This window comes from Collinsella sp. An268 (assembly GCF_002159765.1).
In the GTDB taxonomy this organism is placed as follows: domain Bacteria; phylum Actinomycetota; class Coriobacteriia; order Coriobacteriales; family Coriobacteriaceae; genus Coprousia.
On sequence record NZ_NFJH01000013.1, the window covers coordinates 24,926 to 46,685 of the forward strand.

8 protein-coding genes are annotated in these 21,760 nt (G+C 62.1%); 7 read left to right on the forward strand and 1 reads right to left on the reverse strand.

All coding sequences use genetic code 11. The annotated features are described in order from the left end of the window. Nucleotides 1-474 precede the first annotated feature (474 nt). From B5F70_RS09485 to B5F70_RS09505, 5 genes are all read left to right on the forward strand, one after another. A complete protein-coding gene (locus tag B5F70_RS09485; protein WP_087205328.1) occupies nt 475-9,855 on the forward strand; it encodes an FctA domain-containing protein in 9,381 nt (3,126 codons plus the stop codon). A 1-nt stretch (nt 9,856) separates the two neighbouring features. After that, the gene (locus B5F70_RS09490; protein WP_087205329.1) at nt 9,857-10,201 is read left to right on the forward strand and encodes a MarR family transcriptional regulator; all 345 of its coding nucleotides are present in this window, start codon (nt 9,857-9,859) and stop codon (nt 10,199-10,201) included. 1,032 nt (nt 10,202-11,233) lie between these two features. After that, on the forward strand, nt 11,234-11,854 hold the full coding sequence (locus B5F70_RS09495; protein ID WP_087205337.1) for an NUDIX hydrolase: 621 nt from the start codon (nt 11,234-11,236) through the stop codon (nt 11,852-11,854). 486 nt (nt 11,855-12,340) lie between these two features. After that, entirely contained in the window at nt 12,341-14,116 is a 1,776-nt protein-coding gene (locus tag B5F70_RS09500; protein ID WP_206383551.1) for an ABC transporter ATP-binding protein, read from the forward strand. Nucleotides 14,117-14,536: 420 nt separating this feature from the next. After that, complete coding sequence (locus tag B5F70_RS09505; RefSeq protein ID WP_087205331.1) at nt 14,537-15,409, forward strand: hypothetical protein; 873 nt, start codon at nt 14,537-14,539, stop codon at nt 15,407-15,409. A 181-nt stretch (nt 15,410-15,590) separates the two neighbouring features. Here B5F70_RS09505 and B5F70_RS09510 read toward each other — a convergent pair whose 3' ends face one another. Continuing rightward, nucleotides 15,591-16,484 (reverse strand): PfkB family carbohydrate kinase, encoded by an 894-nt coding sequence (locus B5F70_RS09510; protein WP_087205332.1) that lies wholly within the window; start codon nt 16,482-16,484, stop codon nt 15,591-15,593. 329 nt (nt 16,485-16,813) lie between these two features. Between B5F70_RS09510 and carA the strand changes: the two genes are divergently transcribed. Together carA and carB are read left to right on the forward strand one after the other, a co-directional pair. Then, on the forward strand, nt 16,814-18,208 hold the full coding sequence (gene carA / locus B5F70_RS09515) for a glutamine-hydrolyzing carbamoyl-phosphate synthase small subunit (RefSeq protein WP_241145967.1): 1,395 nt from the start codon (nt 16,814-16,816) through the stop codon (nt 18,206-18,208). Continuing rightward, nucleotides 18,209-21,493: a carbamoyl-phosphate synthase large subunit gene (gene carB / locus B5F70_RS09520; RefSeq protein ID WP_087205334.1), complete on the forward strand. Its 3,285-nt coding sequence runs from the start codon at nt 18,209-18,211 to the stop codon at nt 21,491-21,493. The last annotated feature ends 267 nt before the right edge of the window (nt 21,494-21,760 follow it).

Consider the following 21,760-nt stretch of genomic DNA (forward strand, 5'->3'; position numbering starts at 1 on the left):
TGCGGGGATTATCCTGCCCTCGGGCAATCGGCCGCTCGCGGATGATCATGGGATAGGGTGCAGCTCGGTGGAGTCTAGGTGACCGGTATAATGGACAGCCCCTAGAATCCATGAGGTATTACGTAATAGAGACCAATACACCCCGTCTAGCAGGACGGACGTTCTCAAATTCTTCAAGGTGAGCGGTCCGAATAGGGGTATGAGCGGTATCTCGCACGACACGAGTGTTATTCGACCATTACGCAAAACTTAAAGATGAATATAATTTAGATGTGGAAAACATTGGCTATTACCTGCATAAATAACAAGCCACATACCCCGTACATTAGGTAGAGGGGGTACATATTTAAGCAAATCTTAAACCTTAAAGCGAAACTAGAATGTTCCATGTCTATCGCTATGCCGTGGCGATAGCTGTGCGCAAATGAACCAGAACTGCCCGCGCACATTGGAGGAGAAGGATAGGTGTCGCTGATGTACTTGGGAAAGAAGAAGCGGTTTGGAGGACGGCTCTTTGCCCTGCTTGCCGCTCTGCTGGTCGTCGCAAGCACGCTCTTTGCCGTGCCGGCATACGCTGCCGATGGATCCACTTCGGGGAATCCCGTAGCGGACTTCTTCGGTGGTATTGCACAGACGCTTGGTCTTGCACCGGTGGATGAGAGCCCCAATGTTCAGGTGCTCTCGACCGAGGGTGCCGATACCGTGGTCGATCCCAACACGACAAATGTCTGGACTAACTTCACGCGTCCGGGCGGCCAGCCGTCTACGCAGAACGTCGGTCGCATCTGGACCGACAAGAGCGTGTTCGACGGGGATTACTCGTTCACTAACGACAACGATGCCGGGCTGAACGGCAAGAAGGTGGAAAAGGGCGACTCCGACTTCCTTGTGAGCCTGTCCGCGCTCTCGTCGACCTCGAACCTCAAAGAGATGGTCAAAACCAGCCAACCGCTCGATATTGTGCTGGTGCTCGATACCTCTGGTTCCATGAGCGGCAGCAAGATGACCAATCTCAAGAACGCTGCCAACAGCTTTATCGATGCGACGGCTGAGAACAACCGCGGGCTCGAGCAGGACCAGCAGACGCGTCTTGCAATAGTCCGGTTCGCGAGCGGAGCGAACACAGAGCGGCAGCTGAACTATGTAACCGACCAGAACGTTCAGCAGTACAAGAGCACCATCAATGGTTTCCGCGCGAGCGGCGCCACATATGCTGAAGAGGGTCTGCAGCAGGCGCAGAATGAGCTCGACCGCAACGGGCGTGCTGACGTGCAGCAGATCGTCATCTTCTTCACCGATGGTGAGCCGAACCATCAGAATGGGTTTGATAACGTAGTCGCTGCCGAGGCGGTCAACACTGCCCATGAGATGAAGCAGGACGGGACCATCGTCTATGCGATCGGCGTTATGAACGGGGCCGATGCATCGGTAACCGACGACGACGGCTTCAACGAGTACATGAACGGTGTTTCCAGCAACTATCCCAACGCAACCGCCAATGGTTCGAACGGTAGCTTTTTTGATTGGGATGGCTATTACAACACCACCTTCGGCGAGCGCGCCGAGGGTGACTACTACAAGGCTGCTTCCGACCCGGATTCAATCGAAGAGATCTTCGACGAGATCTCCGATGAAGTTCAGCAGGGTGTTGGTTCCGGTTCCCCCATTGAGGAGAACACTCAGCAGGGCAACACCGAGCCCGGTACGCTTACGTTTGAGGATCAGCTCGGCAACTACATGCAGGTGACGGGCACGGGCGCTGGTACCGGTAAGATTCAGCTTGCCTATGGTGACCAGATTTACACCAGCGACAATAAGACCACCCTAGGCAATACCGATACCTATCACTTCAGCGGCGCTGTAGATGGCAACGCGGTCTATGGTGCAGCCAACCTTTCCGATTTGGTGGTGACCGTCGAGCGCAGCGATGACCTCGCTACAGGCGACAAGATCACCGTGACGCTTCCCGCCTCGCTGCTGCCCATGCGTCACTATGACGTGGATACCGACGCCAACACCATGACCGTGTCGCAGGCATACCCCGTCCGCCTGTTCTACGGCGTGAGCCTCAAGGCGGACGCGAAGACCGCGCTCGGCACCCCGACGAGCGAGGTATATGCTGACATTGTCAAGTCCCAGACGTCCGACGATGGTGCTTCCATCGACTTCTACTCCAACAGCTTCACCAAGGGCGCTGCCGATGGTTCCACCACGGCGTCCTTCTCTCCCAACGCGGGCAACAAGTTCTACTACTACACGCAGGACACGACGCTCTACACCAATCCGGAGTGCACAACTGAGGCGAACTGGAATACCGCCAGAAACGCCAACACGCTCTACTACAAGGACGTGTACTGGGTCCAGACCGGAGACGGCAACGGGGCGCGCGAGGTGACCGACGGCTACGGCACCGTGACGAGCGGTACCGCCGAGTGGAACGCTATCGTGAGGCCGTACCAGGGCGGTGCGTACTACATCCCCGCGAACACCCAGCGCACGGAGCGCCCGCATACCCTGACGGATGGTAAAGACTCTAACGCTACCGGCACGGCGGCTAACGTCCTGAACCCGTCGTGGACCGAGGCCGGTGATGTGACCCAGGCGCTCGGCAACAACGGCAAGCTGTCGTTCGAGAAGCCCGGTTCGCTCGAGATCAAGAAGAATGTCGATTGGGGCAACGCTTCCGATCAGACCAAGCAGGACAAGAACGAGTTCACGTTTGACATCACGAATGCAGCCGCTCCGACTGGTGAGGGCGAGGCAACCGAGCCTCTTGCCGGTACGTACAACTACTACGTAGGCGATTCTGATACCGCTGCCGGTCAGGTGACGTTCACCAACGGCTCGGCAACGCTGACCGTTGACGGTGGCACCACGGTCCGCATTGACGGGCTTCCCGCTGGCACGACGTTTACCGTGACCGAGCAGGGTGTCGGTCAGAACGGCTGGACGGTGACGGACGCAACGAGCCAGGAGAATGTCGAGAACACCAACACTACGGATGGTGTTGTGACTGGTACGATTCCTGCTGGCTCGCAGGCATCGCTCACGTTCAGCAATGCATATCATGCGAACGAGGTGAATCTCAGCGCTAACACTACGCTCAAGGTGCAGAAGAATCTCGAGGGCCGCGATTGGCGCGACACCGACTCCTTCGACTTCACGATTACTGGATTCCGCGCGCCTTCGGTCGTTGATCCGGTGCCCGTACCCGAGGACACTGTTATAACCGTTGACGCCAGCACGGATGCGTACACGGCATCCTTCGGGGACATCACTTTTGATACACCTGGTGAGTATCGTTACGCCATCCAGGAAAATGGTGATCCCGAGCAGCCCATCGCCGGTATTGATTACTCCGACGCCATCTATCGTGTAACCGTGATGGTTGGCGACAGCGGAACCGGCTCGCTCGTCATTGACTCGGTGAAGATTGAGCTTATGTACGACGACGGCGGCAACCTGGCGAATACGGAGAACGAGGGCACGCCTGTTGAGGGCGATACGATGGCCTTCAAGAACACCTACAACGCCAGTACCGATACCGAGGGCATCCAGGGCAGGAAGGTTTACAACGACACCACGGGAAACAACCCCTACGAGGGTGGTAAGTTCAGCTTCAAGCTTGAGGCCCAGGGTGGCTTTGTGACCGGTAGCGGAAATGTTAATAATCTGACGATCCCCGCCGCGAACACCCCGATGCCGGATAACGCACAGGATAATGCGGTCACTACATCTAACGTGGGCGAGAACTTCACCTTCCCGACGATCACCTTCGACGGTAACGACGCGGGCAACACGTATGTCTACAAAGTGACCGAGGTTAATACCGGCGAGGCTGGTATGACCTACAGCGCTGCCGAGCATACGGTTCAGATTAGCGTCGAGGAGGTAGCCGGCGCTGACGGTACCCACATCGTTGCGACGGTACAGGCTCCGTATAACAACCCCCAGAACCTCGTGTTCGAGAACACCTACGATCCTGCCGATGCTACCTTGACAGGTGCTGACGCCATCCACGGCACGAAGACGCTCACCGGCCGCGACATGAAGGACGGCGAGACCTTCTACTTCCAGCTGACGGCAACGAACGCCGCCGCTCAGAGCGTGCTGCCCAATGCCAAGACGATTGAGGTGACGAGTCTTACCGACGGTTCTGCCAACTTCGACTTCGGTGAGATGTCCTTCTCCAAGGTGGGCAAGTATACGTTCACGGTGAACGAGGTTGCCGATCAGAACGGCACCGAGACCACCAACGTCTCCGGCATGACCTACGACGCCAACATTTGCACTGTGACGGTAGACGTGACGGACAACAAGCAGGGCGCTCTCGTTGCCGATGTGACCTACAGCAACGACGTGAACAGCTCGGTGACCGACAAGGCTCAGTTCAACAACACCTACGAGGCGTCCATGAACTACGGCGCCGAGGGTGCTGGCGGCATCGTGGTGACCAAGACGCTGAATGATCGTGCCGAGGAAAACAACACCTTCCTCTTCACCATCACGGGTGAAAACGAGGAAGATACCGCCAAGCTGCATGATCAGGACCGCAAGTTCAGCCATGGGCCGCTGACGCCCGGTGTTCCCAATGAGATGGAGAAGCTCCAGCAGCTGACCTTCGACGAGACGGACGCCGGCAAGACCTATACGTTCATTGTTGACGAGCTTGAAGACGAGTTCGGTCCTAACGAATCCGCAGATACACTCAAGGGCGTTGACTTCGACCAGTCCCAGTACCGCGTTGACATTGAGGTGCTGGACAACGGCGACGGCACCATGCATACCGTCACCACGGTGACAAAGACCATGGACAGGAACGGCTCGGCCGTGAACGAGGCCGTGTACGGTCCCTCGGATTCTGCAACTGATGGCTATACGGCCCCGAAGTTTGGCTTCGTGAACGACTACAACCCCGATCCGGCTGTGGTTGGCGGCAGCGCTGACGCAAAGATCCAAGTGACCAAGACCGTTGAGGGTGCGGATTCCGCGGCGGACTACACCTTCACGCTGACGCCCGTGGACCCGGACCAAGCTCAGTACATCGAGGGCCTGACTGACGGCAAGCTCGAGGTTTCCACCAACGGGACCATTGCCGAAGGCACTTCCCAGACGGTCGAGTTCGGTGAACTCAGGTTCACCAAGGCCGATTCGTATGGCTTCATCGTGAAAGAGAACCAGCCTGCCGAGGATGCTGGTTGGACGTTTGACGATGCGGACGGCGACGACGCTACCGACACGCACTACGTAGAGATTGTCATCACCGACAAGAACGCCGAAGGCAAGTATGACGGCAAGCTCTACGTTGAGAGCGTGACGAGCGATGCCGGTGCGGACCAGCCGGTTCAGATCACCAACAGTTACAAGGCTGACCCGGTGGTCGTGGGCGGCGAAGATGCCGAGCAGCAGATCACTGTTCAGAAGAGCGTGACGGGTGATGACACCGCTGCAGACGCTGAGTTCAACTTCCTGCTTGAGCCGGTGGTGGACGACACCAACACCGAGGCTGTATGGAGGGCCAACGTTGAGGCCGCGGAAGCAGGCTTCGAACCGAAGACCACCATTACCGGCGGCGTGACCACTGACACTCCCAAGACCGCTACGTTCGGCGGCATCAGGTTCAAGGCTGCGGGCGACTATACCTTCAAGGTGACCGAGGTTGAGGGCACCGACGATCAGGCCGATCCGAGCGGCTGGACCTACGACGGTCACGAGGCCTTCGTAACGGTCCATGTCACCGACAATGGCGAGGGCAAGCTCGGGGCAACGGTGAGCTATAACAACGACGGCGCCACGGGTGCGGATAAGGGCGTTACCAACGCCGCCGCGTTCACCAACACCTATACCGGTAGCGGCGAGCTTGACGGTGCGACGGACCTTGTGGTGACCAAGAACCTGGTGGGCCGCGATTGGACCGCCGATGACGAGTTCACCTTCTCGATTGCAGCGGGCGATCCGACAACGCAGCAGGCTGTTGATGCTGGGAACGTGACGTTGCCCGACAGCCCGATTACCATTGACTCCGAAACCAAGAACCACATTGCGGCATTTGGCAACATCCAGTTCTCTGGCTCGGGTGAGCATACCTACACGTTTGTTGTGAAGGAGAATGTGCCCGAAGGTGCCAATGCCGACAACGGCTGGACTTTTGACCACCTCACTTATGACAACAGCTTCAAGACGGTGACGGTGCACGTGACCGACAACGGCAGCGGTGAGCTGACGGCAGAGCTTGTTGATGAGTCGAGCGACGAGTTGACCTTCACCAATGTGTACTACAACCCGGATGAGGCCAAGGAATCTGCACCGGCTGAGGGCGACACCAACGGCGTGCAGGTGGGTGACATCCTGACCTACACCATCGACTGGGCCAACAACGCTGTGAACGAAAATGGTGTGCCTGTTGCCGCTGAAGTGACTGTTACCGATAAACTGCCGGTTGGCTTGGTGTACGTTGGCGTGCCCGAGGGCGCAATCAAGCCAACGAGCGTTTCCGATGATAACAAGACCATCGTTTGGGAACTTGGCAAGCAGGCCGTTGGCGCTGCGGATACCCTCACCTTCAACGCGCGGGTGACCGAGGATGCGGCACCTGCGGGCGAGGTGAACAACCAGGCCACGGTGACGGTTGGCAACAACGAACATGAGACCAACACCACCCACGACGAAATTGGCACTGGCAATCTGACCATCTCCAAGACCGTAACGGTTGACGAGGAGCAGGGCACCCAGATTGACACCAATAAGGCGTTTACGTTCACCATTGCTCTCACCGACACTGCCGGTAACCCGTTGACCGGTGCGTATACGCTGGGCAATGTTCCGGGCGAAGAAGCACCGCAGCTCATCTCCTTCGCTGGTGATGAGGCGGCGGAAATCCCCGCTGGCAGCGCTGTGGTGACGCTGAAACATGGCGAGAACATTGTGATTCAGGGCCTGCCTGAAGGCGCTTCCTACACGGTGACCGAGAACCTTAACAATGCCGAGGGCGGCGCTGACTACGGCTACGCGCAGGTTGCACCGGTTGACGGCGAGCAGGCTGCAGCGCCGGCTACGGGTACCATCCCGGTGGGCGACGAGAACGCCTCCGCTGAGTTCGTGAACGCCTACAGCACCGATCCTGGCGAGGTGCCTGGCACAGGCGATGTGGACAAGGCCTTCAACCTGACCAAGCAGTTCACTGGCCGCGACGGCAACGCATGGCTCAAGGGCGACCAGTTCAGCTTCACGCTGACTCCGGTTGATGGGGCGCCTATGCCCACCGAAGGCCTGAACGAGGACGGCACCAAGACCGTGACCGTTGGCGTCGCTAACGTGGCAGACCCCGAGAACGGCATCGCGTCTATCAACTTCGGTGATATTACGTACGCCACGGCCGGCACCTACAAGTACACGGTGACCGAGACCAACGCAGGCGACACCATCAACGGCGTCACCTACGACGGCGATACCGTGGACATCACCGTTACCGTGACCGACAACGGATCGGGCAAGTTGACGGCTGCAGTCGCTAAGACCGACGAGGATGCAAACGCGTCCTTCACCAACACCTACGACTCCACCATCCACTACGGTGCGGATGGCAAGGGCGGCCTCACGATCACCAAGCAGCTCAACAACCGCGACATGACGGCCGGCCAGTTCACCATGACGGTGACGGCTGCAGACGATGCTTCTGCCGAGAAGATTGGCGGACAGACGGTCGAGCTCAAGTCCGCGGCGGCTGCGGCCAACACGGCTGCGCCTGTGACGGGCAGCCCGTTTGACAACGTGACGTTCAACCTCGACGACGCGGGTAAGACGTTCACCTACACCATTGCAGAGACGGGCACCGCGCCTGCGGGCTATCAATTCGACACTAATGTCTACACGGTGAGTATCACGCCGCGTGACAACGGCGACGGTACGATGACCGTAAGCACGCAGGTTACGAGCGAGGGCGGCTACAACGAGATGACCGAGGGCGTGGCGACGGTTCCGTTCGTCAACACCTACGACCCCGATCAGACCACCGTGGGTGCCAACGGCAGCGCAAGCATCGTTGCCCACAAGACGCTCGAGAACGATGACATCGCCAACTACAAGGGTGCCTTCACCTTCAAGGTGACTGGCGGTGATACCGTGGTAGCAACGGGCTCTAACGATGCTGCGGGCAACATTACCTTCAGCGATATCGCCTACACGAGCGAAGAGCTCTACAAGGCAACGCACGGCGGCTCCGATGTCATCGGCACCGCCACCATGAAAACCGATGAGACGACGGGCAACGAGGTCTACACCTTTGCGTACTCTGTGACCGAGGATGCGCTTCCGGGCGATAACGGTGTGAGCTACGTTTCCGGTAACGGTGGTGTGACGGTGGTTGTGACCGACGATCACTCCGGGAAGCTCTCCGCCGAGGTCGTGTACGACAATGATGCCCAGAGCATTGAGTTCGTGAATGCGTACGGTACGGGTACCGATGGCGCCACTACGCTGACTCTTGCGGGCTCTAAGCAGCTCGTTGGCGTGAATGGCGCTCAGGCCCCGGCGCTTAAAGCCGGTCAGTTCAACTTCAGCATTGTGGGCAACGCGGCCACGGATGGCACGCGCGCTCCGATGCCCGAATCCGCGACGGCTACTAACGCTCAGAGTGGTGCGGTGAGCTTCGGTCCCATCACCTACACGATGGAGAACGTCTTTGGTGCTAAGGCTTCGGCAACCGACGAGTCCGCGACAAATGAGGGCATCGAGACCTACACCGCCGGTCGCACCAAGGAGTTCACCTACACCGTGACCGAGAATCAGGGCGGCGAGGTTATCGACGGAATCACCTACGATGCCTCCTCCCAGACCATCGAGGTTACGGTGACCGACGAGGGCGACGGCAAGATTTCCGCAGCCGTGACGGGCGTGTCCGACGCGGCGAAGGGCAATGACGACTTCACCTTCGTGAACACCTATGCGGTCACTCCGGTTGACTCCACGCCCACCGGCAATGGTGGCTTGACCTTCACCAAGGTGTTCGACCCGCAGTCCGGCACGCGCCAGCTGGCCGAGGGTGACTTCACCTTCCAACTGACCGACGCTGCGGGCAAGGTAGTGGCCACTGGCACGAACGACGCCAACGGCAAGGTGGCCATGAGCGCCATTAGGTTTACGCAGGCTGGCGATTACAGCTACACGCTGAGCGAGGTAGTGCCTGAGGGTGCCACCCCCAACGCTGACGGTAGCTACACGCTTGACGGCGTGACCTATCTGCCCGCTCAGTACACGGTGACGGCCCATGTGATGGACAACCACAACGGCACGCTTACCGTGACCTGGGACATGACCAACGCCGATGGCGATGCGACGACCACCGCTGAGTTCGTGAACGTGTACAACGTTGATCCCACCACGGTGACCTTTGGTGCCGCGAAGGCGCTCGAGGGCCGCGAGATTGCCGAGGGCGAGTTCGAGTTCGAACTCAAGGGCGCTCAGGGCAACGTGGTGGCAACGGCGACGAACGACGCGGACGGCGCGGTGACGTTCGAGCCGCAGACCTTCGGCGATGCGGGCACCTACGAGTTCACCATCTCTGAGGTGCAGGGCGATGCCGAGGGCGTGACCTACGACACGACGGTTTACAATGTGGTTCTGACGCTTGTGGACAACGGCAGGGGCGGTCTTGAGGTCACCGAGCTCACCTACAACGGCGCGGCTGCGCTCCCGGTGTTTACCAACACCTACACCGAGCCCCCGGCGCCGGTTGGGCCCGATGAGGTTATCCCTGCAACGGGCGATGCCGCGGTCGCAGCCGTCGCCGCAACGGTCGCTATTGGTGGTACTCTGGTGGCAGCGGGCTACGTGACGAGTAAGAAGCGTGGTGAGTAACATGCCAGGTACGGGTGCGTCGCTCACGGGTGTGAGCAACCGGATCAACGGCAGACATGCCTTCATCCACGAGCGCGTACTCGAACTCATTGTGCGCGAGACGGAGTTGCGCGAGTCGGTCAGCTTTAGCAAGGCCGACCTCGCGCGCCGCCTCGGGTGCTGCGATCGAACCCTCGATCGCGCACTCACCCGCCTCCGCCGCGAAGGGCTCATTATCTCCGAGCCCACGTACGGACCCTCGGGGGCACAGCTCGGCAACGTGTACCGTGCAACCGAGGAGGGCAAACAGGTTGCCCATCGCTTTACGCGCGAGAAGCCCAAGCGCAAGCCCGAGGCAGACGCGTAAGGGTGTGCGGGCAACGCGAGTTTGCCCAGCCCGACCGACGCAACCGTCCGTAAAGCGTCACACGAGATGAACGACCCCGGCTGGTCTGAACCGCCGGGGTCGTTTTATTTTTGGATCTTCTCTCCATGCACAGTGGAATGCATGGCGTCCCTCGCGCATCCATGCCGCCGTATCGGATGTATCTCTATTTGCATCTTATTTGCTTCTGATTTGCCGGCTATTTGTTCGATAAGGCACTTTCCTGCCGGCAAATCGCGACGACCCAGTCGAAATAAGCATCTACCTGCGAAATCGTGCAACTCGCTCGCTCTAGCTTTATTTGCTTCTTATTTGACGCCTATTTGCTTGGTCAATGCTTCCGTCCGTGCTTTTTGGCACGCGCGGGTGACAGCGTGGACAGGAATAGACCCCGTAGGCTACCTAGGAAACCTAGACACTACCTAGGAAACCTAGGAAGCAACTTCCTAAGTAACTTCTTAAGTAACTTCCTAGGTTTCCTAGGTAAGTTCCTAGGTACACGGTAAAACTTCCTAGGTAAGCGCCAAAACTTACTAGGTTCAGCTCATATATTTCTAGGTTCAATCGACAGCGCATGAGATTCAATCGAGACGGACTCGGCTGAGAGCAGACTCATCGTGCCCGCGCAGCTGCTGCAAAACGGCGGCGCGATAGCGCTGATGTAGCCGCGCGGATGGGGAGCCGCTTGCATAGGGACGTTTGGTGAGAGGTTCCGTGTGCTTGGCGGCTAACGACAGGAACCTGACGTTAGCGCATGCGGGCCCAAAAGATTCACCCAGGCGGAAGGTGCCAGAATGGGTACCCTTACAACGATATGTGTTGCGGTGCAGGCGGTGCTTTACGCAGTTGCGTTGTCGTCTGCGCCCGATGGCCTGAGTCCACATGCGGGGAGGCACCATGGCAGACGAGAAGCGTGACGAGGCGTTGGATGCGGCAGAGCGCACCGATGAGATTGGCTCCATCGAGGTGGAGGACGGCGACCGCACCGAGGAGAACGCCTCTCCCGAGCCCGAGATGGAAGATCTGCCCGCGCTCGTGCTGGGCGACGAGGCGGAGCACGACGCCGAGCTCCACGAGGAGGTCATCGATAGCGAGATCGCCTGGCGCGGCAAGATCTTCGACGTCGAGCGCCTGCAGGTGCGCCTGCCCAATGGCCACACGTCCGTGCGCGACGTGGTGCGCCACCGGGGTGCCGCGGCCGTGGTGGCCCTCACCACGAGCGGCAAGATCGCCCTCGTCCGTCAGTACCGCACCTCACTCGGCCGCGTGACGGTGGAGATTCCCGCCGGCAAGCTCGACCCGGGCGAGGATCCGCTCGAGTGCGCCAAGCGCGAGCTCAAAGAGGAGACGGGCTTTGTTGCCGGACGCATCGCCTATCTCACCACCATCGCGACGAGTTGCGGGTTTGCAGACGAGCTCATCCACATCTACCTAGCAACCCAGCTCTCGTTTGAGGGTGCGCGCCCCGATGACGACGAGTTCCTCAACGTCGACCTCGTGCCGGTGGGCGAGCTGGTGGATGCCGTGCTCGACGGCAAGATCGAAGACGCCAAGACTGTGGTTGGCGCACTCGCCTGCGAGGTCATGAGCCGTCGGCTTGCCGACGCCGCCGTGGCGGAGGAGGCGGGCGATTAGGCCGCCGGCACCTGCCCTCGCCGCCGCGCCCGCTCTTGCCTTAGACGGACAGTAATCTGGCGCCATTCCTAGGTTATGGCCTAACTTGGGGTGGCGCTATCTTTATGCAAGGTTATCCGTCGCGCTTGGCACTTGGATGATAACTAAGAGGCTACTGAGTGATAACTGAAAGGCAACTGAAGCCGCGTGTGCCGTGAATGAGCCGATGCGAAAACCCGCAGGTAGAACGCGTGAAGCGGAAGCGAGACCAGTGCCGAGTGACCGGTTTTGTGATTCTCAGGCAACTGAATGTGATTCGGCGGCAACTGAACCGAACGTATGTTTCTCGTTTGTCTGTAATCCGCCGCACCGCCGCACCGCCGCATCGGCCGCTGTCGTATACTAGGGCGTTGCCGCGCCGCCGCGCTTTGCCGTGCGCCTTACCCTGCGGCTTCGTTTGCGTAAACGCCCGATAGATAGCGAGTACCCATGAGCAAGCCCAAGACGATGTTCCGTCGTTTTCTCTCTTACTACCGGCCCGAACTCGGCCTGTTTATCGCCGACACCGTATGCGCCCTCGTCATCGCGGGCATCGACCTCGCGTTTCCGAGCATCCTGCGCGCGCTCACGGGAGGACTGTTTACCGAGGGGCGCGACGCCATCCTCGGCGCGCTCGGCATGATCGCCCTCGGCTTGGCGACGATGTACCTCGTCCGCATGGGCTGTCGCTACTTTGTGTCCGCGCAGGGCCACATCATGGGCGCGCGCATGGAGTCGCGCATGCGCGAGGACCTGTTTGACCAGTACGAGCGCTTCTGCTTCAGCTATTTCGACCGCGTCAACTCGGGCGACATGATGAGCCGCGTGGTCAACGACCTGTTTGACATCTGCGAGGCCGCCCACCACGTGCCCGAGTGGATCATCATCTGCGGCGTCGAGATCGTGGGTGCCTACGTGATCCTCTTTACCATCTCACCGGTGCTCGCCGGCGTGATGGCCGTGGTGACCCTGGTGTTTGTGGCCATCATGGTGCGGCAGAACCTGCGTATGCGCGCGGTGTTTGCCGACAACCGCCGCAAGATCTCCGAGGTCAACTCCCAGCTGCAGGACTCGCTCGCCGGCATCCGCGTAGTGAAGTCGTTTGCCAACGAGCAGACCGAGCGCGAGAAGTTCCGCCACTCCAACGCGCGCTACCTCGAGTCCAAGGTCAACCAGTATCACGCCATGGGCTCCTATCAGGCCACAAGCGCCCTCATGACGGGTGCGCTCTTTACCATCATCGTCGTGCTCGGCGGCTATCTGGTTGCCCAGGGCCAGATGACCGCCGTCGACATGGCGACGTTTGCGCTCTACATCAGCCTCTTTACCACGCCCATCGAGACGCTCGTCAACTCGACCGAGACGGTTCAGAAGGCCATCGCCGGCTTCAAGCGCATGGACGAGGTCATCCTGAGCATGCCCGACATCGTCGATGCGCCAGATGCGCGCCCGCTCGAGGTGACGGAGGGCGCCATCGCCTATAACGATGTCTGCTTTAGCTACGATGACGCGGAGCTTGCCGAGAACGGCTCTGCCCCCGCGCGCCCTGTGATCGACCACCTGTCGCTTACCATCGCGCCCGGCGAGACCATCGCGCTCGTGGGCCCTTCGGGCGGCGGCAAGTCCACCACGTGCTCACTGCTGCCGCGCTTCTACGACGTGCTTTCGGGCTCTATCACCATCGACGGACAGGACGTGCGCTCGGTTACGCAGGAGAGCCTGCGCCGCGCCATCGGCTTGGTGCAGCAGGACGTGTACCTGTTTGACGGAACGCTCCGCGACAACATCGCCTACGGCCGGCCCGGCGCCAGCCAACAGGAGATTGAGGAGGCCGCGCGCCGTGCGAACATTCACGACTTTATTGCGAGCCTGCCCGAGGGCTACGACACCGTGGTGGGGGAGCGTGGCAGCCGGCTTTCGGGCGGGCAGAAGCAGCGCGTCGCCATCGCCCGCGTGTTTTTGAAGGACCCCAAGATCCTCATTCTGGACGAGGCGACGAGTGCCCTCGACAACGAGAGCGAAGAGGCCGTGCAGGAGTCGCTCGAGCGGCTTGCTGCCGACCGCACGACGATCATCATCGCGCATCGTCTCTCGACCATTAAGGGTGCCGACGAGATCGCGACGGTCGAGGCCGGGCGCGTGGTGGAGCGCGGCACGCACGATGAGCTGCTCGCCCGCGGCGGCACGTACGCGCGCTACTACCGCATGCAGTTCGAGGGCGCCCGTGCGCACGAACTGGCATAACTGGCATAACGTCTGGGATAAATCGGGGGTTATTAATTCTAGTGCACGGTTGCGCGCCACCTTGCAAAGTAGAGGCGGCGCGCCGTGTCAGAAAAAGTGCAGGTAGAGAGGTCGCACGATTTTGCGCCTACTTGCGGGAGTCACTCTGAAATAGGCACTAGAATTAATAACCCCCTGCGCGGACAGGAGCGAGCTGTGTAGATAGGGGCGAAAAGGGCTAGAGTTGCCTGACGGATGCCGCATGCCCCCGCTGGTACGGCTGATTCTTATAGCGACTCAGCCTGGATTGCGCTCCGCGCGCTTTGCTTCTTACATGAGAATTGCGCAGCGTAAGGCGGCCGCCGTGCCGCTATGCGTATAATGGCGGCGCGGCGTACGCCGCCACACTGAGAACACCCCCGACGCGCACCTAGGTTGGCCATGGCAAAGAAACCCCCGCTTACTCCAGAGGAAGTCACCGAGCTCTTTGCGCAGCTCGACGACTCGGGTGTGATCGACCCCAACCGCGCGCGCCGCAAGACCGACCGTACCATCGACCCGCTTTCGGGCGACGACCCCTCGGGTTCCAAGGTCGACAACGCCATCTCGCGCGTTGCCATGGCCGTCATCATCGGGGTGCTCGTAATCGTCTTGGGCATGCAGGTGTGGTATGGCGTCAACCGCCGCCTCAACACCGCCAACCTCTCAGATACCGTTAACCCGCAGACCGTGTCTTCGGCGCTCGAGGGCGGCGTTGAGTGGGGCAACGGCTTTACGCAGTTCCCGAGCACGTTTACGGTCAATGCGGCCGACGAGCGCAGCGGCGTGGTGGAGGTGAGCGTGGTCGACACCGACTCCGCCAACGAGCTGCAGCTGTTCTCCAACAGCCAGATTCAGGCCGCCGCACTGGCGACCAACGCGCTTCTGAACGACAACATCAACCAGGTGGTCTACAACGTTTCCGCCAAGCTGGATGAGAACGGCAACATCACGCACGATCGCTTCTTGGGGCTGCTGCCCGCAAGCGGCGAGGAACGCGCGATCTTTACGTTTATCTGGACCAAGTACCGCTCGGGCGAGTCGTCCAACATCGACTGGGAGCTTCGCATCATCGGCATGGACGAGGACATCGCCGGGCGCATTCAGGAGCAGGTGAACTCGGTGTCCTCGCTTATCGATACGCCGGGGATCAATCAGGATGACCTCGATGCGCAGAACGAGGAGCTCGAGCTCGAGCGGAACCTCATGGGTAGCGAGCAGTACCTGGGCGGTACCGCAGAGAAGAGCCTCGAGGACGTGCTGCCCGAGGAGTAGGCGCGGCCGTGTCGGGCTCTGTTCGTAGGGAGCTCGTTAAGGGCAACAACGCATCGTATTGATAGAAAACCCCGTGGTGCCGTTGGGCGCCACGGGGTGAATTGGTTTGCGGCAGCGAAAAAGCACGGCCGCCTTGCGTGAGCGGGGTTACGCCAAGAGCGCGGTAACCTTGCAGGAGGGCCTACGCCAAGAGCGCGGCGACCTTGCCAAGCAGCGGCTCAAAGCTCACCCCGCGGTCCTGGAACTGCGGCTGCTGCGCCGAGACTATCATGGCGTCGTGCACAAAGTCGCCGGCAAAGCGCACGGCCTCCTCAGTGGAACGGCCCGCCATGACGGCGGCGAGGAGGCACGAGCAGTACAGGTCGCCCGTGCCGTGGAGCATGTAGGGCAGAAGCTCGTTGTGCACCTCAAAGAGCGCGCCGTCCTGAGTGCCGACGAAGTTGCGGATCAGGCCGTCGCCGCGCTGGATACCCTTGAGGACCACGGTGCGCGTGCCCTTGGCAAGCAGTGCGTTTACCAGCCGGCGCGCCTCGGCGTCGGTGATATCCTCGCCCGCCCAGGCGTCGCCGATGGGCTCGTCCAAGATGATGGCGGCCTCGGTGAGGTTGGGTGTGAGGATGTCCGCACCCTCGGCGAGCTCGGCCATGGCGGCGCAGAGCTCGGGCGTGTAGGTGGGGTACACGCGGCCGTGGTCGGCCATGACGGGGTCGACGATGCGGAGCGCGCGCGGATACATCTCGTAGAGGTCGCGGATGCGGTCGACCTGCTCGGGCGCGCCGAGGAAGCCGGAGTAGACCGCGTCGATCTCTACGCCGATCTTGCTCCAGGCGGCGAGGTAGTCGGGGAGGATCTCGGTAGTGTCGTGCATGTACCAGCCGGGGAAGGCGGTGTGCGACGAGAAGAGGCCCGTGGGGACCGGGCAGACGTCGCAGCCGGCGGCCGAGAGCACGGGAATGGCGACGCCGAGCGAGCACTTGCCGTAGCCGCAGAGGTCGTGCACGGCAGCGACACGGGGGATGTAGGCCCCTTCGCGCTGGTAGAGGGGCTGATGAGACAGACTGATTCCGTTGGACATGGGTGTTCCTTCTTTCATCCGCGGACTTATGGACCAGCGTACGGCTTCCCAGCATAGTACGTGCGCGCTCCCGATGCGTGACGTAATTGAGAAGAAACAGAAGGCGCCCTCAGCGCCGGGGGTGCGGAAAAATCGCGGACGCCGTCCGGCCCGCGCGCTCGTGCGCAAAAACGCCTACAATGAGGTGCAGCCTATCCACCTTTAAGCCGGTCCCGCGAGGCCGGGAAGGAGTGTCTATGGCGGTGACAGACGCGACGGGTGTCCTCTCCCGTCCCTACGGCGGAAACCGCGCCGTCCGCAGCGCAGCGTTGAGTGACCTCGCGCAGCACATGCTTTCTCAAACCAGCAAACAAGCGAGTGCTCCGGGCCTGTTGATGCTCGCCGACGGCACGGTCTTTTACGGCCGCGCGTGCGGTGCTGCGGGCACGGCGACGGGCGAGGTGTGCTTCAACACGTCGCTCGAGGGGTACTTCGAGGTCCTCACCGACCCGAGCTACGCCGGCCAGATTGTGACCATGACCTACCCGCAGATCGGTAACTACGGCATCGACCCGGTCGATACGCAGACCGGTCTTGGCGCCGACGGCGACCCGACGCTCACCACGCGCCCGGCTCTGCGCGGCATGATCGTGCACGATATGTGCCGCACGCCGTCCAACTGGCGCAGCGTCCAGAGCGTGCCCGCCTACCTCGCCGAGCGCGGCATCGTGGCGCTCGAGGGCATCGACACGCGCGCGCTGGTGCGCCACCTGCGCGACAACGGTGCGCAGAAGGGCATCATCACGACGGAGGTCTTCGACCTGGAGGAGCTTTCCCGTCTGCTCGCCGAGGCGCCCGATCTGGTGGGCGAGAACCTCGTCAAGACGGTGAGCCGTACGAGCACGCGCTCCTACACCGCCGCCGACCTGCCGGCAGACCACGCCTTCGCCTCCGCCGACCCCGCGCCCGCCCGCCACAAGGTGGTCGCCTACGACTGCGGCATCAAGCGCGGCATCCTCGAGGGGCTCGTCCGCGCCGGCTGCGACCTCACGCTCGTGCCGTGGGACACGCCCGCCGAGGACGTGCTCACCATGGGCGAGGGCGGCGGCGCGCCCGACGGCGTCTTTCTCTCCAACGGCCCCGGCGACCCGGATGCCGTTACCGAGACCTACACGCAGGTGCAGAAGCTCATCGGCCGGGTGCCCATCTTTGGCATCTGCCTGGGCCATCAGATGATTAGCCTTGCCTGCGGCGCCACCATGGAGAAGCTCAAGTTCGGCCATCGCGGCGGTAACCAGCCGGTCATGAACCTGCTCACGCACCGTGTGGAGATTACGGCGCAAAACCACGGCTTCGGCCTCGTCTTCCCGAGCCTCGGCGCGCTCGTGCCCGAGCTCTCGGGCGGTGTGACGGAGCACCCGTGCGGTGCCGACGGCACGCCCGCGACCGGTGACCTGCGCTTCTGGGTTGAGCGCGGTATCGCGCCCGTCGTCCAAAACGAGCGCTTCGGTCGCATCCGCCTCACGCATGTGAACCTGAACGACGGCACCGCCGAGGGCATCCAGCTGCTCGACCAGCCGTGCTTCTCGGTGCAATACCACCCCGAGGCCTCGCCCGGCCCCACCGACGCGCACTACCTCTTTACCGCGTTCGCGCGCCTTATGGACGGCGACGCCGACTACCTCAACATCGACATCTCGAAAGACCGCCTCGCGGGGTGGAAGTTCGCAGAGGAGGAGAACTAAATGCCAAAGCGGACGGACATCAAGCGCATTCTCGTCATCGGCTCCGGCCCCATCGTCATCGGCCAGGCGTGCGAGTTCGATTACTCGGGCGCGCAGGCCTGCAAGGTGCTTAAAGAGGACGGCTACGAGGTCATCCTCGTCAACTCCAACCCGGCGACCATCATGACCGACCCGGGCCTTGCGGACCGCACGTACGTGGAGCCCGTGACGCCGGAGTTTATCGAGAAGGTCATCAAGCGCGAGCACCCCGACGCGCTGCTGCCCACGCTCGGCGGTCAGACCGGCCTGAACGCCGCCGTCGACCTCGCCAAGTCCGGCGTGCTCGAGCGCGAGGGCGTCGAGATGATCGGCTGCGACCTCGCGGCCATCGAGCGCGGTGAGGACCGCAAGCTCTTTAACGAGGCCATGGCCGAGATCGGCCTCGAGGTGGCGCGCTCTGGCTACGCCTACTCCATCGAGGACGCGCTCGAGATCGTCAAGCGCGTGGGCTACCCCTGCGTGCTGCGCCCGAGCTTCACCCTCGGCGGCGCGGGCGGCGGCATTGCCCACGACGAGACCGAGCTGCGCGAGATCGTGCGCCAGGGCCTCGAGCTCTCGCCGGCGGGCGAGGTGCTCGTGGAGGAGTCCATCGAGGGCTGGAAAGAGTACGAGATGGAGGTCATGCGCGACCACGCCGGCAACGGCATCATCGTGTGCTCCATCGAGAACTTCGACCCCATGGGCGTGCACACGGGCGACTCCATCACCGTGGCGCCGGCGCAGACCCTCTCTGACCTCGAGTACCAGCGCATGCGCGTGGCGTCGCTCGCCATCCTCGAGAAGGTGGGCGTCGAGACCGGCGGCTCCAACGTGCAGTTTGCCGTCAACCCCAAAAACGGCCGCATCATCGTGATTGAGATGAACCCGCGCGTGAGCCGATCGTCGGCGCTCGCGTCCAAGGCGACGGGCTTCCCCATCGCCAAGGCGGCGGCGCGCCTCGCCGTGGGCTACACCCTCGACGAGATCGTCAACGACATCACCAAGGCGACGCCCGCCTGCTTCGAGCCCTCCATCGACTACTGCGTGGTCAAGGTGCCGCGCTTCGCGTTTGAGAAGTTCAAGGGCACCGACACCACCCTCACCACCCGCATGAAGGCGGTGGGCGAGATCATGTCCATCGGCCGCACGTTTGAGGAGGCCTTTGGCAAGGCGATGCGCTCGCTCGAGGACGGGCATGCCGGCATCTTGGCCGGCGGGCACGAGGGTGCGGGCATGGACGACGACGAGCTCGCCCAGCGCGTGGCCGAGCCCACGGCAGACCGCGTCTTCTACCTGGTAGAGGCCCTGCGCCGCGGCTGGGGTGTGGAGCGCGTCTTCGAGCTCACCCGCATCGACCGCTGGTTCATTTCGCGCATCGCCGATATGGTGGCCGTGCAGGAGTCCATCCGCGGCCTCCGCGTGGAGGATATCGACGCCGACGCCATGCGCCTGCTCAAGCAGTACGGCACCTCGGACGCGGAGATCGCCGCGCTCACCGGCTCGGACGAGCGCTTTGTGCGCGCGTACCGCAAGGGCCTCGGCGTGGTGCCGTGCATGAAGACGGTCGACACCTGCGCCGCCGAGTTTGCCTCCGCCACGGAGTACCACTACAAGACCTACGAGAGCCTCATGCGCCCCGGCGCCGATGCCAAGAAGCGCGTGGCGGCCGACGAGGTAACGCACACGCATAAGAAGAAGGCCATGATCTTGGGCGCGGGCCCCAACCGCATCGGTCAGGGCATCGAGTTCGACTACTGCTGCGTGCACGCGAGCTACGCGCTGGCGAGCCGCGGGTACGAGACCATCATGGTCAACTGCAACCCCGAGACGGTCTCGACCGACTACGACACCTCCGACCGCCTGTACTTTGAGCCGCTCACGTACGAGGACGTGATGGACATCGTCGATGTCGAGCGTCCGGACGGCGTGGTGGTGACGCTCGGCGGTCAGACGCCGCTCAAGCTCGCCCGCGCCCTCGAGGACGCCGGCGTGAACATCATGGGCACCAAGCCCCGCGCCATCGACCTCGCCGAGGATCGCGAGCGCTTCAGCGCGCTGCTCGACCGCATGCGCATCATGTACCCGCCCGCGGGCGAGGCGCGCAGCTTTGAGGAGGCCGAGCAGGTGGCCGCGCAGATCGGCTTCCCGCTGCTCGTGCGTCCCTCCTACGTGCTCGGCGGCCGCGGCATGATGATCGCCTACGACGCGCCGCACCTGCGCGAGTACATGGCCGAGGCCACCCAGATCAGCCCCGACTACCCCGTCTACCTCGACCGCTTCCTCGAGGGCGCCATCGAGTGCGACGTCGACGCGCTCTGCGACGGCGAGGAGGTCTACATCGGCGGCATCCTGGAGCACATCGAGGAGGCCGGCATCCACTCCGGCGACTCGGCCACGTGCATCCCGCCGTTCAGCTTCTCGGAGTCGCTGGTCGAGAAGCTCCGCGACACGACGCGCCGCATCGCGCTCGAGCTCGGCGTGCGCGGTCTCGTTAACGTGCAGTACGCCATCCAGGGTGAGACGGTCTACGTGATCGAGGCAAACCCGCGCGCGAGCCGCACGGTGCCCTTCATCTCCAAGGCGACGGGCGTGCCGCTCGCCAAGGCCGCGGCCTGCATCATGGCGGGCGAGAGCATCGCCGATTTGCACCTGCCGGCCGACGACCGCGACCTCGACTGGTTCTGCATGAAGGAAGCCGTCATGCCGTGGGGTCGCTTCCCGGGCGCCGACGTGGTGCTGGGGCCCGAGATGAAGTCGACGGGCGAGGTCATGGGCATCGCCAAGAGCTACCCCGAGGCTTACGCCAAGACGCAGCTCGCCATCGACTACCAGCTGCCGACGCCGGACCAGGGCAAGGTCTTCATCAGCGTGAACGACCGCGACAAGCGGCATATCCTCGCCGTGGCGCGTATCTTCCGCTACCTCGGGTTCGACATCGTGTCCACCGAGGGCACGGCCAAGGTGCTGCGCGGCGGCAACGTTAAGTGCGAGGTCGTCAACAAGTTCAGCGAGGGGCACCCGCACATCGGCGACATGATCGCCGCGGGCGAGATCGCCCTCATCATCAACACGCCCTACGGACAGGGCGCGCGCGGCGACGGCTACAAGGTGCGCACCGAGGCCATCCGCCGCGGTGTGACCTGCGTGACCGCGCTTTCCGGCGCCAACGCCTTTGTGGCGGCGATCGAGGCCGTGCAGACGGCCGACACCACCGGCGAGGGCATGGAGGTCATCGCGCTGCAGGACCTGCCCCAGTACGAGGTGTAAGCCCGTAGACAGCGTCTCCGCTTATGCACCGGCGCCCCCAACGTCCCCGCTCCGGCGGGGACGTTTTTTCTGCGCCGTTGCGTTTCCGCTCGGGTAGGGGACCCTTTGCCGCGCCTCCGCGTTCCCGTGTGCGAATCTGCCACTTTTGCCTCTTTGCGGGGATGCGGACAAAAGGTTGGACACCCGCGGGTGTCCGGATCGGAGGTCCGCATGTACGACGACGATACGAGGGCGCTGGCCGTCGAGGCCGTCGGCGCCGGGTTCACC

Coding starts and splice junctions, on each gene's coding strand:
- B5F70_RS09485 (WP_087205328.1), top strand. CDS start 475: ATGTACTTGGGAAAGAAGAAGCGGTTTGGAGGACGGCTCTTTGCCCTG.
- B5F70_RS09490 (WP_087205329.1), top strand. CDS start 9,857: ATGCCAGGTACGGGTGCGTCGCTCACGGGTGTGAGCAACCGGATCAAC.
- B5F70_RS09495 (WP_087205337.1), top strand. CDS start 11,234: ATGGAAGATCTGCCCGCGCTCGTGCTGGGCGACGAGGCGGAGCACGAC.
- B5F70_RS09500 (WP_206383551.1), top strand. CDS start 12,341: ATGTTCCGTCGTTTTCTCTCTTACTACCGGCCCGAACTCGGCCTGTTT.
- B5F70_RS09505 (WP_087205331.1), top strand. CDS start 14,537: ATGGCAAAGAAACCCCCGCTTACTCCAGAGGAAGTCACCGAGCTCTTT.
- B5F70_RS09510 (WP_087205332.1), bottom strand. CDS start 16,484: ATGTCCAACGGAATCAGTCTGTCTCATCAGCCCCTCTACCAGCGCGAA.
- carA (WP_241145967.1), top strand. CDS start 16,814: ATGCTTTCTCAAACCAGCAAACAAGCGAGTGCTCCGGGCCTGTTGATG.
- carB (WP_087205334.1), top strand. CDS start 18,209: ATGCCAAAGCGGACGGACATCAAGCGCATTCTCGTCATCGGCTCCGGC.